Genomic DNA, 15,304 nt, shown 5'->3' on the forward strand with positions numbered 1-15,304 from the left:
GCAGCCGAGGCTAGCGGAAGATGTCCAGGTAGGCCAGCGTGGAACCGACGCTGTAGTCCGCGGCCGGATGGTTGGCCACCAGGTAGCGGTCGCGGATGGCCAGCTCGACGTTGTCGGTGACGATGCCGTCCACGCCGGCGCCCAGCAGCTCGCGGATGCTCGACTCGTCGTTGACCGTCCAGACATGCACCTCGCGGTCCAGCGCATGGGCCTGGGCCAGGAACTCGGGGGTGAAGGATGCCTGCTCCAGCGTGTAGAAGTCGGCCTTCGTCTTCGGCAGCCCGCCCATGCTCATGGCCACGGTCAGCCCGACCCGCAGCTCGGGGCGCCGCTGCTTGATTTCCTTGACCACACGGGGGTTCAGCGAATGGTAGATGTTCTCCGTGGCTGTTCCGGCGGCATCGGCCTGCGCCAGGAAGCGCGTGAGATAGTCCTTGGATTCATGGCCGGTGACTTTCAGTTCCACGAGCACCTGGATGCCCAGCAGCTCGGCGCGCTTCAGGTATTCCTGCATGGTGGGGATACGGCCGGTGAAGTCGCCTTCGCGGACCGTGACCTTCCGGACTTCGGCCAGGGTCATCTCATGGATGTTCTGGTTCACCCCTGCCACCACCAGCAGGTTGGTGTCATGGCTGGCGACGAAATGCCCGTCTGCGGTTTCCTGGAAATCCGCCTCGGCGATATCGGCCTGATGCGCCGCAGCGGCGTCCAGGGCGGCCAGCGTGTTCTCCACCCCGCCGGCCGAGTAGCCGCGGTGGGCCAGGATCTTCGCTTCCCCGGCTCCGGTTGCGGTCTGCCCCAGGGCCGGGGAGGCGGCAAGGCTGCCCGAAAGCACCAGTGCGGCGGCCGCGGATCCGGCCGCTGCCTTCAGCACGAGGGATTGCGCGCGGCGATGCCGTTGCGAGCGTTCCTGCAGGGTGACCGGCAGCTCCAGATGCTCGCGGCACAGGGCCACCACGACCTGGATCGCCACCACGGTCGCCGCCCCGATCAGCAGGAAGCCCAGCGTGTGGCCCACGCCGATGCACAAGGTCGCGACCAGCGCCGAGTCCTGCTCGCTAAGCAGCCCGGTGGCCAGATCCGAGATCCATACCAGCACCTCGACCAGCAGCGAGGCGCTCAGGGCGCTGGCACCCAGCGGGATCCCGATCAGCAGCAGGTGGCGCAGGCTGTTGCCGCGGGTGGCTTTCAGGCTGGCGCCGAGGGCGGCCAGCGGCTTCTTCGGTCCGACGGCCAGCAGCGGCAAGGTGAGCACCAGACGGAGGTTGGCATAGATGATCGCGCCGATCATCAGCAGGTAGAGGCCGGTGCTCAGCGGCGCCTTGAGGTACTCGCGGGTGATGAACGGCGGGATGCCCACGCCCTGGATCAGCACGGACGACAGGCCCAGGCCACCCAGGGGCAGGGCGAGGAAGAAGTACGCCATCATCAGCGGCGAGGGATAGGACAGCATCCGGCGCAGGCAGGAGGCGGTTTCGCGGTACACGACCCGCAGATTGGGAGTCTGCCCGGATTGCTGGCGGTTGACCATCACGATCAGCGCCACGAACTGCACGCTCACCGCACCCAGAGCCAGCACCGCAATGGCCAGCAGGAGCAGCACCGAGACCGGGTGGGCCAGCAGCGCGGTGTAGGTGCGGTCGGTGACGTTGCCCAGGTTGCTGCTTTCCAGCGCCAGCCCGAAAAGGTACTTGATCGCGGGGATGACCAGCAAGCCATTGGCGGCCTGCAGGGCGGCGATGACCGCAAGGTAGCGGAGCACCCGCACATGGCTGAGCTTCAGCACGCGCAGCAGGAAGCTGAGGATCTGCTTCAGGAAGGGCAGCCCGCGACCCGAGGGCAGCGCAGCGGCAGGAAAGTTCGCACTGTGCTTGCTCGATGGAATCCTGGGGGCCACTGCTTGATTTGCCTTTCCGCCCGCCGGGAACGCCTCGGCGGCTGCTTGCAATTCTATCGCCGCGATCTTCCGTTCGCCGTGCGCCTGCTGGATGAAAGCTGAACGGCCAGGCCACCCTGCCTGCGGGACCCACCTCCCTTGCTGGCACCACATGCGCGTAATCTTCCGCAAACCTATTGACCACCAGCTCGATCTTCCCTGCTGTGTGAACCAGGTCACTGATATATCAATAAGATATTAATCAATATCCCCAGTCAATCATTCTTAGGCTCTCACAGTGCTTTCTTTTCCGAGAAAGCCAGATAGCGTCCTACTAGCCCGGCAGCCGGGTCATGTTGCTCTTTTTGCAGCGTGAGGACTTTTGCCTCCCACCCTCTGAACGTGGTAGTACGCAATGGCGTTTTCGCCCCTTTCACATTCCCTCAGCCATCAGGAATCTTCCAGCAATCAGCCAGTGGCACTTACTTGCGGGTAACTTGCGGGACAAGGGGCGAGTGTCGCCGACGACGAACAAGACCCGATACAAAATAATGGAGGAGAGCTCATGGGTATTTTAGGTTGGATCGTTCTGGGACTGATAGCCGGTGCTATTGCCAAGGCCATCAAACCCGGAGAGCAGGGCGGCGGATGGCTCGCTACTTTACTGCTGGGCATCGTCGGCGCGGTCGTAGGTGGCTGGATCGGCTCAGCCATCTTCGGTGAAGGAGTGGATCAGTTCTGGTCCCTGTCCAGTTGGCTTCTGGCCATCGGCGGTTCGTTGATCGTACTGGTCATTTGGGGAGTGCTCAGGCGAACGCGTGCCTAACTGCACCTGCAGAGCAACGGTCCACCACGGAATCGCGGTGGACCGTTACCGTGCGAGGAAGCGCGTCTGGCATGCCTGCGCCGGATGTTCATTGACGAGAATCAGACTCGAAGTCCCGATCCCGAGCCGAATCGACCTCGGGGCCAGTGTCCGCTTCTTTGGTGGAAGACTCGCCCTGTTCGAGCTCGTCAGTACTGTGCTCGTGAATCGTCTCGCGCAGACCCTCGACTTCCACAGCTCGCCCTTCCCAGTATTCCGGTTCCAAGCCGAAGCCATTAGCCGCCTCTTCGGCCATCCTCTTGAAACCATCTCGATGGTCCTCCAGAGCGTTATTCAGATCTTCGAACTCGTCATGGCTGACACTGACGTCAAGGTGCTTTCGTCTCATTTGCATCATCCTAACTTGTTAGACCGGCTAAATAATTTTGCTGCTCCCACCCTACGGCCCTGGGTTATCCATGGCAGCAGCCATAAGCTTTTCCCCAGAAACCCGGAAATGGGCTCTTTCGCACATCTGGCACTCGCCCGATAAATTCCCTAGCCGACCAGCCAGGACCGCCCCGCGGCAAAGCTGGCAGTCAAGCCGGCAGCCACGCTGCGCACCATGGGCGAATCACATGCCCTGCGCCTTGCGCCTACCGCGAAAGCAGGGCACTCTCCCTCACCGCGCCCCTGCCACAGAAGGCCGGCTTGGCTCGTCATCGATCTCGACACTGCGGATCATAGCCTCCAGGAACTTGGCTGCCGCAACCCGCTCGGCTTCGGAGAGCGTACCCACGGCATCCATCATCTGCTCATGTATCCGATGCAGCGTTCCACGAACTTCCGTATCACTGTAATCCGTGGGCACAATTCCCACAGACCGCCGATCCGCAGGATGCACGACACGCTCGGCATACCCATCGCGGCATAACCGGTCGATCAATACCGACACCGAAGCATTGGAAATCCCCAGTTCCTCAGCAAAATCGCGCTGGCGGGGAGTCACCCCTTTGCGGTGCGCGGCGAGCAGGAATCGCAGCGCGGACATATCGGTCTCGTTCATCCCCATCGAACCGCGGGTCGCAGCTCGCATCCTGCGCTCGGCCTCACGGTACCTGCGCATCAGATTCAGCAAATCCACTGCCTCGGGCACCGAACCGCCCTCGCCATACCAATACCCGCTGGCTTGATAGCTGCTCATGAGAAGAACTCCTTCCGCCGGATACGAACGCCATGCCTGCAACCCCCGGGGCTTCCAATGCCTTTCCGCGAGGTCCAGCTTGCCTAACACCGAAAAATTCATGTAACCTAGCTAATAGTTAGCCTATCTAAATATACTCTACTACGAAACAGCTATCAGTACCGGAGTGAAAGATGAAAGAATCCTTAGCAGTTCCCGTAGAAACCTCCCCGCAGCAAGGCAGCGCGTGGGGCACGCGAATCCAGAAGATAGCCACCTTCGCCTCTGAACAGTGCCAGAGCCGGGATACCGTGCATTCAGCAATATGCACCATTACCGGCTCCCCAGAGCAGCTGGTCATCAACTTGGCATGCACGGCAAAAAGCGAAGACCAGGTGTCCGAGTTGATGCAGTACGTCAACGACACCCTCCTGCCGCAGATGGAAACAGCGCTCGGTGTCCGCTTCGAGGTGAAGAATCTGCAGTTCGCCGTCGCGGGCAAGGAGAGCCTTCTCGCAGCACCAGAGCACGCACCCGAGGCCGAACTCCCCGCGCATTGGCTCGATCAGCCTTTCGCCGCACCGAAGCAGACCCCCACCCCCGGGTTAGGTCTCGAACCCGCCAGTTCGGGAAGTCAATCAGATGCATCCCCTGCAGATTTGAGCATGGCCTAGGACCTGCAGCACCCGCCGCCCGCTAAGAGCGGCAGCACCAAAACGAAAGAACCTTTCCAAAGCGCATCCCGCCGCGGAGCCTTACGTCAACATCGCTATTTTCATGAGCAGTGCAAGAAAGGGAAGTATCTAAAATGCCAGGTCGAATCGTACGAACCCGAACCGCAGTCAGAGTCGCTGATTTTCTCGCCACCCGTGAAGGCAAAGCCCACCTGTCCGACTACGGCTGGGCGCAGGGAATGCCGATCGTCATGACCCAGCCGGACGAAACGCTCAACGATGCCATGGGAATGGCATCGATCCCTGGCCGCGCAGTGCTGGTGGCCATGCTCGATCCGCAGACCGAGGAACTGCACATGATGCATGTCACCGTCCCCCAAGCAGCACTGAAAGTCACCAAGGCCTGCGCTGATCGACTCACCATGGGAGAGTTCTTCGAACGCCTGGCAACCGAGCTCATTGCTGAGTTCCGCGTGAAATTCTGGAAGAACACTGCCGTCGCCCACAAGATCCCGGCCTGCCCCGCGATGCAGTCGGGAACCACCTCATCGGCTCGATACCCGATGCCAGCACACCAATCTGGAGCCGAGCGCGTCGCGGCGGGCACTAGCAGGTAAACACCTTAACCCCGGTTCTGGCTCATTCCCCTGGCCAGCCAGCCAATACCCCCGTGGGACGGCTCGCAAGCCAGAACCGGGCTCCGTCTGGGGCTAGTTGTTGGCCTCGGTCCTCTATCCAGGTTTGCGGATACCAGGACCCTACACAACTCAGCGGCCAGAACCAGGCCGAGAAAGCGTGAAGGCATCACCCATAAAGCGTTGATGCCCATTGTTGGAATGACGACATCCGCAGGCGAAGATCTGTTCAGCGCCGGCGGCCTCAAGGCACTTTTCCCGCAGTCGCTCATTCGGTAGCCTGCTTCCCCGACGCATGGAAAAGGGGCTCTTCGCAATCAAGGGTGTAACACCGGTCTGAACCCACCAGACTCCAGCAGGGACCTCGCGATGCAATTCGAGACGTTCCCGAACCCCAACGCCGAACCTCGAAGATGCTCCAACCGCCCATAGATCGCCTCGGTTGGCCCGTTCGATGACCCCATATGATCGAAATACGCCAAGATATCCGACGCGCCGTTCTTCAACGTTGTCGCCAAGGACCTCACCTCGATCATTTCCTTAGGCCAGGTCATGGATCAAATCCCTCAACCGCTCCTTCCCCTCCCGTAGGGAAGGAGCCCGGTACGCGGCTACCATCCGTTGATAAACCTTCCACGTCGCTTGCACGACCCGATGGCCCGGATCAGCAAACAATGATTCCAGCTGCCCTTTGCCACGTTCGCTGAGCAGTTCCTAGCCGGTCAGCAGCGTCTTGCGGGCCCGATACAACGGATCCTTGCTCCGGCCCCGCCATCCCAGCGTCTCATGCTGGATCCGCTGCCGCGCTTTCTCCAACGCAGTGCCGGCCAGCTTCACCACATGGAACGGATCCATCACCTCCACCGCATGCGGCAGCTCTTCCACCGCCGCGGTCTTGAACCCGGTGAACCCGTCCATCGCAACGATCTGCACCCCGGCACGCCAAGCCGGGTCCCGCTCTTGCAACCAGGACTTGAACACCTGCTTCGACCTTCCCTGGACCATGTCCAGCAGCCGTGCCGGTCCGCTCCGCTGCTGCACCGGGGTCAGGTCGATGATGACCGTGACGTAATTGTCTCCGTATCGGGCATGGCGCCACACGTGCTCGTCCACCCCGATTACCTGGACTCCGTCAAAACGGGTCGGACCGCTGATGAGCACCCGCTGCCCCCTCAGCCAGCACCGCAGCATTCGCGGTATTCCACGAAACACCCAGCCCGTCCGCGACCCGGGACATGCTCAAGTGCTGGCACACGATCCCTTTCAAAGGACCAGGCGTTGACCAGGATGCCGTCAGTCCGGGCGCAGTACCACACCGTCTACAGCTCACCCACGCATGCCGTGTTGCAAAGGAACGACTGATGAATACTCCCTCCATGCCCCTGGGGCAGCTGCTATTCGAGCATGGTCTGGTGGATCAAGCGGCGATCGACCTCGCCTTGGCGGACCAGCGCCGCGAAGGCGGCCAGCTGGACCGCCACCTGACGCTTAACGGCTCGGTCGACCGCCGCGCGATCTACCGTGTGCTGTCCGCGCAATGGCAGACCGAATTGGTGGACCCGGTGGCAGATCCGCCGCAACTGGATCTGCTTGTGCAACTCGACCACACCTCGGCACTGTCCTCCGCATGGATACCCTACCGTCGCGAGGGCGAGAGCACGATCATCGTCACCTGCGACCGTCCGACCGAGCTGATGGTGGCCGAAGCCGAAGAGCGCCTGGGCACACCTGTGCGGGTTGTGGCGGCCACCGACTGCGACATGCAGCAGGCGCTGCAGTCCGTGTTCCGCCGTGAAATGCTCTATGACGCCTCCGATAAGCTCTCTGCCGAGGAGCCCTCAGCCTCGGCGCGCGTGGCACTGACGACCTGGCAGAAAGTGCTGCCGGTGCTGCTGGCCGCGGCGCTGGCCGCCGGATTGCTACTTGATGTGCGGCTTACGCTGATCGTAGTGCTGTTCATCGCGAATATCAGTTTTGTCTCCAGCATCCTGTTCAAGACGCTGGCCAGCGTCAACGCCCCGATCCAACGGGCCCGCGAACGCCTGGGCGCGCGGCTGCTGCAGCGGTGGCGGAAGGATTTAGGGGTCGCCGTCGATAGCGGCGGACGCATCCCGGATGATGAATTGCCGGTCTACACCATCTTGATCCCAGCCTTCCACGAGGCCAATATCATCGCGAAGCTGCTGGACAATATCGGGGCGCTGGACTACCCCGTTCCAAGCTCGAAGTCCTGCTGCTGCTGGAGGAAGATGACGTGGAAACGATCGCGGCCGCCAAGGCCGCAGCCCCGCCAATGAACGTGCGGATCCTGGTGGTGCCCCGAGGCGTGCCGCAGACCAAGCCCCGCGCCTGCAATTACGGGTTGGCGCTGTCCAGAGGCGAGTTCTGCGTGATCTACGATGCCGAGGACCGCCCCGAACCGGACCAGTTACGACTGGCCATTGCTGCTTTCCGCGAGGATGAAAGAATTCGACGCGACGTGGATCCCACTGCCCGACCACTGGTGTGCGTCCAGGCGGCCCTGAATTACTTCAATGCCGAGCACAACGTGCTCACCAGGATGTTTGCTGTGGAATACTCGCAATGGTTCGATTCCATGCTGCCTGGCATGGAGGGCACCGGGATCCCGCTGCCGCTGGGCGGAACGTCGAATCATTTCCGCTCTGCGCAGTTGCGTGAGCTCGGCGGCTGGGATCCGTGGAATGTCACCGAGGACGCGGATCTGGGATTGCGCGCCAGCGTGCGGGGTTTCCGGGTGGGGATCATCGACTCGACGACTTGGGAGGAAGCCTGCTCCAAGGTCCCGGCATGGATCAAGCAGCGCACCCGGTGGATCAAGGGTTTCATGATCACGGCTGCCGTCAATATGCGTCGTCCCCTGCGATTCGTTCGGCGTACCGGGTTCGGGAAGCAGTGGGCATGATCGGCCTGATTGCCAGGACTCCGCTGGCGTTCTTGTCCTATCCGCTGGTTCTCGGATTCACGATCTTCACCTATGTCGGAGTCCGGTTTATTGGGCTGCAACTTCCCACAGGTTTGCTGGGGCTGGGCTGGGCGACCATGCTCTTTGGAAATGCCATGATGATTCTGGTTTCGGGGCTGGTGTCCTGGCGCCACTATGGGGCCAGGGTGGCCGTTTTCGCGGTGCTGAACCCGGCCTATTGGGTCTTGCACTCCATCGCTGACTGGCGCGCTGCGTACCAGATGGCACGCACTCCGCATGTCTGGGAAAAAACTCCGCATGGGCTCGACGAGGAGGAAAGTTTTGCCCCGCCAAAGGCGAAGGCCCAGCGTTCCTCGACACCCGGATAACCTTGAGCCCTGCACTGCCATGGAATGCGTTGATGGCGCTGTTACTTCGCCTGATCGCTATTGATTGACCGTTGCCTGCGGTTTGCAATGGTGCTGACCACATAGGTCACGACCAAGCCAGCGGCGATAGCCAGGACCCATCGAAGAAGCATCGGGATATCGGTAAGAATATCCAGCGCCACATTCGCGGCAAACGCGACAATGACGCTGGGGACGACAATCATGTAGGTGCGCATGAGGTCGACTCTTCACGAGGCCTGTTGAAAAATCAATAGACTAGCCATCATTTGCCCTGGTTAGTCTGAAATCATCTGCCTCGGTCCCGCAATTACGTGGTGGCGGCATCAAAGATCCCCCGGCAAAGCGAACGTCACCCAGGATGCCAATGGTGCAAGGAACGTTCGGCCCGGTCGCCGGTGCTGCGCGGAAGCCTTGTGTGCGCAGCATGGAATGCTGCTAATTCGTTAGCCTGACGCCTCCATATGCTGGAAGGCCTGCTTTTGTAGCGTGAGGCTGCTGCAGCGTCGTGCTTGGCGCGGAAGCCGGGCTCATAATGATCGCGTCGTCGCAGGTGGTCGTGGATGGTGGTGGTACCGCGGTGGCATAGATCGGTGATTTCCCGCACGGTGATCCCGGCGATCAGCAGCTGATCCCACTCGGGGTGCCTTGAAATATTCCAGCTGGCTAGCCCGGGTATTTCATGAAGGCGGCAGTCATTAACTGGCTTAAAAGGAGAAAAGGCGGCCTGAACTGGGAAAATAGTGGTGTCGAATCATCATCCACCCAGTTCAAAGGATCACATTTTCTTTAATGGTCTTGGCAGGTCTGGTTACCCGCTGGCAAGATCGATGCCAACCTGGCGATGTTCGCACTGAATTTGGTCTCATGGCTGCAGCTGGTCGTGTTGCCCGGCGGGCATGAGGCAGGCTGCTGGGATGTGAAGCGGTGGCGGTACCGGCTGTTCTCAATGGCCGGGAAAATTGTCTCTGGCGGCCGGCAGCGCCGGCTGTTGATCCCCGAAAGTGCACCAGAAGCGCAACTTCTATGCCAACTGATTGACGGCATCGACTCGTTGTTCCAGCGATGGCGCCACGGATTGCTGGCTGCCTGAACTGGTGGTTGCTCTGTTGCTTCTGAAATTTTGAAAGGACTCCGTTTGGTCCGGGTGCGTGGAGCCTGGCACCCAGCGCCGGTGCGTCAAGTCGCTATCTGGCATGAACAGAGTCAGGAACTGCCGCCGAGAACCCCTTGGTATCGGAATTCGGCGGCCGGCGGAGTCCTCATGAAAAACTTGGGCTAGCAAGGCGCTGGTTACTGATTACTCGTCGATTGCGACAGAGGCTGCAATTGCGGGTGTTCCGGTCGCCTACTTTCAATTTGACCGCCGTATGATCATCGGTCCTGGTCATACCTTTGCTGAGGGATGGTTCGACTACGTCCAGCACGGATTTGGGCCGGTCTTTGAGCAATCGGCGCACCTGTCTAGGTGGTTTCGTGCGCAAGCCAGGAATCAGTGGGGATTGGATGAGAAGTACGCTGATCGATTGAAGCGAATTCTGCCACTCCTGGACGGGAAGGCTTCTGAGCGAGTTTTCCGGGAGATAGTAAGGCTTGATAGCCCCTTGTTTGATTTCGAAGTTGGGAATCCAACCTTCAAGTCCAAGTAGTCGTGATCTGGTGGGTCATCATATTGGTGTGAGATGACTTTCGGTTTTGGACAGTTCGTAAAATGACGGGCCGTCCCGGGCAGGAATGCCTGCCCGGAACGGCATAAGTCCCGGGCTGCAGTCAGGCGCGCAGCCAGGCCGTGGTGTGTGCCGGCAAGGTACGGCCGTGGACCGGCTGGCTCGCCAGCAGCAGCTCGCCGTCAGGCAATTGGACTGGTGCGTTGCCGAAGTTGGTGACGCTCAGCCAGCCGCCCGGGCGGGTGAAAGCCAGAACCTGGTCGTTGCCCGTGTCCTGCCACTCCAGCTCTTCCGCTCCCTGCAGTTCGTGGCGCAACGCCAGCGCCTGCCGGTAGAGGTTCAGGGTGGAGCCTGCGGCTTCTTCCTGGGTGCTCGCGGCGTACTCGGCGAACCAATCGGGCTGGGGGAGATGGGCGCCGCCGGCCCCGAAGCCGAAGGAGCTTCCCTGAGGTGTCCACGGAAGGGGCACCCGGCAGCCATCGCGCCCCAGGCCGTCCCATTCCGCGCCGCGGAAGAACGATGGATCCTGGCGCGATTCCGCCGGAATCTGCGCCACCTCGTGCAAGCCGAGTTCCTCGCCCTGGTACAGGTAGGCCGAACCGGGCAGGGCAAGCATCAGCAGCGTCGCCGCACGGGCGCGCCGCAGCCCGCCCTGGCGGTCCAGCGCTGCGCCGGGGCCTCCGGCCTTGACCCATTCCACGCCCTGCTTCACCGTGCGCCCGGCCAGCGGCGGCAGGCCGTAGCGCGTGGCGTGGCGGGTGACATCGTGGTTGGAGAACACCCAGGTGGAGGTGGATCCGGTGGCGCGCACCTGTTCGAGATTCTGCTCGATGATGCTCCGGAATTGCCCCGCCTCGAAGTCGGCGACCAGCAGGTCGAAGCTGAAGGCCTGGCCGAGCCCCTCGGGGGAGGCGTATTTCGCGCGGCGTTCGGCGGTTTCCACCCAGGCCTCGGCCACCGCAAAGCGCGGAGGGTCGTACTCGTTGAAGACCTTGCGCCACTCGCGGTAGATCTCGTGGACCTCGTCGCGGTCCATGAGCGGGTGGGTGCCGCTGGTCCGATCCAGCTGGGCCAGCTCGTCCTTGCTAGGCAGTTGCTCTGGCAGGTCCTTGACCAGCAGGTTGGCCACGTCCACGCGGAATCCATCCACCCCTCGATCCGACCAGAAGCGCAGGGTCCGCAGGAAGTCCTCGCGCACCTCGGGGTGGTCCCAGTTCCAGTCCGGCTGCTCCGGGGTGAAGGTGTTCAGGTACCACTGGCCGTCCGCCACGCGCGTCCAGCGCGGGCCGCCGAAGGAAGCGGTCCAGTCGGTGGGCGGCAGCTCGCCCTGCGCGCCGCGCCCCTCGCGGAAGTGGAAGCGCTCGCGCGCGGCCGAGCCGCGTCCGGCCGCAACGGCCTCCAGGAACCACGTGTGGCGGTCGGAGGAGTGGTTGGGCACGATGTCCACGATGACCTTGATCCCGGCCTGGTGCAGGGCGGCGGTCATCTCGTCGAAGTCCTCAAGGGTGCCGATCTTCGGGTCCACGTCGCGGTAGTCATCGACGTCGTAGCCGCCATCGGCCAGGGCCGAGGGATAGAAGGGGCTGAGCCAGACGGCGTCGATGCCCAGGGCCTTCAGGTACGGCACCCGGGAGGTCACGCCCTTCAGATCCCCGATGCCGTCTCCGTTGGCGTCGGCGAAGGAGCGCGGGTAGATCTGGTAGACGGCTGCCTGCCGCCACCAGTCAGCGTCGAGGGCGGTGGCTGTCTGCAGTGCGGTTGGCACGGTGGTGTCCTCCTTGGACTGGGTTGGTCGATGGCGGCTCACGCGCGCAGCCAGGCGGTGGCGTTGGCAGGCAGCAGTCCGTCTTCCAGCGGGGCGCTGGCGAGCAGCAGCTCGCCCTCGGGCAGCGCAACGGGCGTGGTGCCGAAGTTGGTGATGCTGTGCCAGCCGCCGGGGCGGCTGAAATGCAGCACATGCTCGTTGGGGCTGGCCTCCCAGGCGAGTTCCTCCGCCGACTGGAGTTCATGGCGCAGGGCCATGGCGCGCCGGTAGAAGGACAGGGTGGAGGCCGGATCCTGCTCCTGGGCGTCGACCGCGTAGCGGGAGAACCACTGCGGCTGCGGCAGGTGGGAGCCGCCGGCGCCGAACCCGTAGGAGCTTCCCTGGCTTTCCCAGGGCAGCGGGACGCGGCATCCGTCGCGCCCGATCTCCACGCCCTTGTTGCGGAAGAAGGCCGGATCCTGGCGGTGTTCGTCGGCGATCTCCTCGCCAACCTCCTGCAAGCCCAATTCCTCGCCTTGGTAGAGGTAGGCCGAGCCGGGCAGGGCAAGCATGAGCTGGGTCGCCGCCTTGGCGCGGCGCAGGCCGAGCTCGGTGTCCACCTCGTCTTGGCGTCCGCCGTCGAGCAGCCACTGCTTGCCACCCACGTTCATGATCTGGGCCTCGTCCTGGGCGCCGGTGCGCTGCAGGCCGTAGCGGGTTGCGTGGCGTACCACATCGTGGTTGGAGAAGACCCACGTGGTCGAGGCGCCCGAGTCCGCGGCGAAGGCCAGGTTGTCGCCGATGATCTTGCGGAAGTCAGCGGCCCGGAAATCGGCCTGGAGCAGATCGAAGTTGAAGGACTGCCCCAACCCCTCGCTGCTGGCATAGCGTGCGCGGCGATGCGGCTCCACCCAGGCCTCGGCCACGGCGATGCGCGGAGGCGTGTACTCGTTGAAGATCTTGCGCCATTCGGCGTAGATGTCATGGACCTCGTCGCGGTCCCAGATCGGGTGCTGGCCGTCCTCGAAGAGATCCTGCCCGGACAGCACGGACTTGAGGTGGTCGAAGGCCGGGTCCAGGTTCTTGGTCAGGCCGTGGGCCACGTCGATGCGGAAGCCGTCGACCCCGCGATCCGACCAGAAACGCAAGGTGGTCTCGAAGTCGGCATGGACCTCCGGGTTCTTCCAGTTGAAGTCGGGCTGCTCGGGGGCGAAGAGGTGGAAGTACCACTGGCCCGGCGTGCCGTCGGGCTCGGTGATGCGCTGCCATGCGCTGCCACCGAAGATGGCGGTCCAATTGTTCGGCGGCAGCTCGCCGTGCTCTCCCTTCCCGTCGCGGAAGATGTAGCGCTCGCGCTCCGGGGAGCCCGGGCCGGCGGCCAGGGCCGCCTGGAACCATTCGTGGCGGTCGGAGGAGTGGTTGGGCACGATGTCCACGATGACCTTGATCCCGGCCTGGTGCAGGGCGGCGGTCATCTCGTCGAAGTCCTCAAGGGTGCCGATCTTCGGGTCCACGTCGCGGTAGTCATCGACGTCGTAGCCGCCATCGGCCAGGGCCGAGGGATAGAAGGGGCTGAGCCAGACGGCGTCGATGCCCAGGGCCTTCAGGTACGGCACCCGGGAGGTCACGCCCTTCAGATCCCCGATGCCGTCTCCGTTGGCGTCGGCGAAGGAGCGCGGGTAGATCTGGTAGACGGAGGCCTGGCGCCACCACAGGGCGTCATCCAGGTCGTTGCGGGCCACGGAGGAGTCGGCGGCAAGCATGGAAGTCATGGAAGGTTCCTTCTCTGGGTCTTGGAGTGGCGCACCCGGGCCGCCGGCGCCCTGGCCGGAGACGCGCTGGGTGGGAGGGAATCTAGATTTAGATACTAAATCTAGATCTTGGGGCACAATGAAGAGCATGTCAAGTGCAACGACGGGTGAGCGTTCGGGAGGCCGGACGCCGGTCACCTCAACCCAAGCGGTCAGGGACCTGAATTCCTCGCTGGTGCTGGACCACTTCTGGCAGGCGCCGGCCGATGCCGGGTTGATCGCCACGGATCTGGTCGCCGGCACGGGGCTGACCCGGTCAACCGTCCTGGCCATTGCCGATGAGCTGCGCGAAGCCGGCTGGCTCCACGAGGACCGGGCTCCGAGCCTGGTTCCGGGCCGTGGCCGCCAGGCACGCCGGTTCACCTTCAACAAGCAGCGGTGCCTGGTGGTTGCGTGCGACATCGGCTATCGTTCGGCCACCTGCGTTGTGGCCGACCTGAAGGGCGAGCTGCTCGGTCGGGCGAGCCGCCGCTTCGATGGCCGGGAGGCGGCCGTGGACCGCACCGGCGAGGTGCTCGAGGCCGTCGTCGAGGCGCTGCAGTCGGCGCAGGTCGCGCCGGAGCGTGTGCAGGCCGCCTGCTTCGGCCTGGCCGCCCCCATCGACCGGCATGGCGAGCCCTATCCGGGCAACCCCTTCTGGGATGCGGTGCGCCTGGACTTCCAGCGGCTTCGGGACTTCGCGCCCGGCTGGATCTGGGCGGTGGAGAACGATGCGGATCTGGCGGCCATGGCGGAGAACAGCCAGCCCGGGCGCCAAGGACTGGATTCCTCGGTGACCCTGCTGGCCGGGGAATGGCTGGGTGCCGGCATCGTCATCAACGGCGAGGTCTTCCGCGGCGCCAACGGCGGCGCGGGGGAGATGGCCTTCCTGGAGCGCGTCTCCGGTGTCGGCAGCAGCCTGGGGCCCTCCGCGGTGGCCCGCACCGCCCTCGGCGAGGCGCTGGTCGCGGGCCAGAACTCGGTGCTCGAGGGGCAGCGGCGCCCCTCGCTGGCGGCCATCGCCGACGCCGCGGCCTCTGGGGACCGGGCGGCCCGCGAGGCCATTGCGCGGACCGAGGAGCAGCTGGCCCTGGCCATCTCCACGCTGAGCGGATTTTTGGATCCAGGCACCGTCATCATCGCCGGCGGCAATGCCGGGGTGCTCGCCCCCTTGCTCGAGCGCATCCAGGATCGGCTGGCGCAGCTCGTGGCGTTCCCTCCAGCGCTCCAGGCTTCCTTGCTGGGGCGCGACGTTGTGCTGCTCGGGGCCGTGCAGCGTGCGCTTGCCGCGGTGCGCGCCGTGGCCCTGGAAGCCTAGCCGCCGCTCTTCGTCCCGGCGTGCAGAGCCTGCGCCGGGGCGTCTTCCTGCCCATCGGGCAATCCGTTCTGCCCTCCTGCGCGTGGCCCATCGCGCATGGCCTGCGCCACACGGGGATGTCGCCCCGGTCACAAGAATCCCTTGACGAGCCCGCGGCTCCTGCTCTATTCTCTAAAACCAGCACCTAAATTTAGGTTCTAAATCTGGAAATTGACGCGACGCCTGGGCTCCATGCAGCGGGGAGAGGCGCGCGAAAACATCATTGCGCAGGCCCGGCGCCGC

General features: G+C 63.5%; 14 protein-coding genes and 2 pseudogenes. 9 read left to right on the forward strand and 7 right to left on the reverse strand.

The annotated features are described in order from the left end of the window. Positions 1-10: 10 nt before the first annotated feature. Positions 11-2,050, reverse strand: coding sequence for a glycerophosphoryl diester phosphodiesterase membrane domain-containing protein (locus JOE62_RS00200; protein WP_204719424.1), 2,040 nt, complete (start codon positions 2,048-2,050; stop codon positions 11-13). Between the two features lie 391 nt (positions 2,051-2,441). Here JOE62_RS00200 and JOE62_RS00205 point away from each other — a divergent pair, with 391 nt between their 5' ends. Beyond that, entirely contained in the window at positions 2,442-2,702 is a 261-nt protein-coding gene (locus JOE62_RS00205; RefSeq protein ID WP_204719426.1) for a GlsB/YeaQ/YmgE family stress response membrane protein, read from the forward strand. An 88-nt stretch (positions 2,703-2,790) separates the two neighbouring features. Here the strand turns inward: JOE62_RS00205 and JOE62_RS00210 are convergent, their stop codons facing one another. Together JOE62_RS00210 and JOE62_RS00215 are read right to left on the reverse strand one after the other, a co-directional pair. Further along, positions 2,791-3,090, reverse strand: a complete 300-nt coding sequence (locus JOE62_RS00210; RefSeq protein WP_204719428.1) for a hypothetical protein — start codon at positions 3,088-3,090, stop codon at positions 2,791-2,793. A gap of 273 nt (positions 3,091-3,363) precedes the next feature. Then, positions 3,364-3,885 (reverse strand): MarR family winged helix-turn-helix transcriptional regulator, encoded by a 522-nt coding sequence (locus JOE62_RS00215; protein WP_204719430.1) that lies wholly within the window; start codon positions 3,883-3,885, stop codon positions 3,364-3,366. A 173-nt stretch (positions 3,886-4,058) separates the two neighbouring features. On the opposite strand from JOE62_RS00215, the gene JOE62_RS00220 reads away from it, so the two are divergent. Together JOE62_RS00220 and JOE62_RS00225 are read left to right on the forward strand one after the other, a co-directional pair. Next, on the forward strand, positions 4,059-4,538 hold the full coding sequence (locus tag JOE62_RS00220) for a hypothetical protein (RefSeq protein ID WP_204719432.1): 480 nt from the start codon (positions 4,059-4,061) through the stop codon (positions 4,536-4,538). 134 nt (positions 4,539-4,672) lie between these two features. Next, positions 4,673-5,155: a hypothetical protein gene (locus tag JOE62_RS00225; RefSeq protein ID WP_204719434.1), complete on the forward strand. Its 483-nt coding sequence runs from the start codon at positions 4,673-4,675 to the stop codon at positions 5,153-5,155. A gap of 335 nt (positions 5,156-5,490) precedes the next feature. Here JOE62_RS00225 and JOE62_RS16145 read toward each other — a convergent pair. After that, a pseudogene (locus JOE62_RS16145) lies at positions 5,491-6,440 on the reverse strand (ISL3 family transposase); the annotation flags it as partial. Positions 6,441-6,534: 94 nt separating this feature from the next. Here JOE62_RS16145 and JOE62_RS00240 point away from each other — a divergent pair. The 3 genes from JOE62_RS00240 to JOE62_RS00250 are packed head-to-tail and all read left to right on the forward strand — an operon-like array spanning position 6,535 to position 8,485. Further along, the gene (locus tag JOE62_RS00240; RefSeq protein WP_204719440.1) at positions 6,535-7,470 is read left to right on the forward strand and encodes a GspE/PulE/PilB domain-containing protein; all 936 of its coding nucleotides are present in this window, start codon (positions 6,535-6,537) and stop codon (positions 7,468-7,470) included. Beyond that, positions 7,428-8,096 carry a glycosyltransferase family 2 protein gene (locus JOE62_RS00245; protein ID WP_204719442.1) on the forward strand — a complete coding sequence of 223 codons (669 nt, stop codon included), beginning with the start codon at positions 7,428-7,430 and terminating at the stop codon, positions 8,094-8,096. Before JOE62_RS00240 ends, JOE62_RS00245 begins: the two co-directional genes overlap by 43 nt. Then, the gene (locus tag JOE62_RS00250) at positions 8,093-8,485 is read left to right on the forward strand and encodes a hypothetical protein (protein ID WP_204719444.1); all 393 of its coding nucleotides are present in this window, start codon (positions 8,093-8,095) and stop codon (positions 8,483-8,485) included. Before JOE62_RS00245 ends, JOE62_RS00250 begins: the two co-directional genes overlap by 4 nt. A gap of 41 nt (positions 8,486-8,526) precedes the next feature. On the opposite strand, the gene JOE62_RS00255 is transcribed toward JOE62_RS00250, so the two are convergent. Further along, on the reverse strand, positions 8,527-8,721 hold the full coding sequence (locus JOE62_RS00255) for a hypothetical protein (RefSeq protein ID WP_204719446.1): 195 nt from the start codon (positions 8,719-8,721) through the stop codon (positions 8,527-8,529). A 614-nt stretch (positions 8,722-9,335) separates the two neighbouring features. Between JOE62_RS00255 and JOE62_RS00260 the strand changes: the two are divergent. Continuing rightward, positions 9,336-9,596, forward strand: a pseudogene (locus JOE62_RS00260) (transposase); the annotation flags it as partial. 196 nt (positions 9,597-9,792) lie between these two features. Then, a complete protein-coding gene (locus JOE62_RS16700) occupies positions 9,793-10,152 on the forward strand; it encodes a CDP-glycerol glycerophosphotransferase family protein (RefSeq protein ID WP_204723165.1) in 360 nt (119 codons plus the stop codon). A gap of 121 nt (positions 10,153-10,273) precedes the next feature. Here JOE62_RS16700 and JOE62_RS00270 read toward each other — a convergent pair whose 3' ends face one another. Next, the gene (locus JOE62_RS00270) at positions 10,274-11,935 is read right to left on the reverse strand and encodes a glycoside hydrolase family 13 protein (RefSeq protein ID WP_190265153.1); all 1,662 of its coding nucleotides are present in this window, start codon (positions 11,933-11,935) and stop codon (positions 10,274-10,276) included. A 38-nt stretch (positions 11,936-11,973) separates the two neighbouring features. Then, complete coding sequence (locus JOE62_RS00275; RefSeq protein ID WP_204719448.1) at positions 11,974-13,686, reverse strand: glycoside hydrolase family 13 protein; 1,713 nt, start codon at positions 13,684-13,686, stop codon at positions 11,974-11,976. A 127-nt stretch (positions 13,687-13,813) separates the two neighbouring features. Between JOE62_RS00275 and JOE62_RS00280 the strand changes: the two genes are divergently transcribed. Further along, complete coding sequence (locus JOE62_RS00280) at positions 13,814-15,022, forward strand: ROK family protein (protein ID WP_204719450.1); 1,209 nt, start codon at positions 13,814-13,816, stop codon at positions 15,020-15,022. The last annotated feature ends 282 nt before the right edge of the window (positions 15,023-15,304 follow it).

This window comes from Glutamicibacter nicotianae, from assembly GCF_016907615.1.
Taxonomy (GTDB): Bacteria; Actinomycetota; Actinomycetes; order Actinomycetales; family Micrococcaceae; genus Glutamicibacter; species Glutamicibacter nicotianae.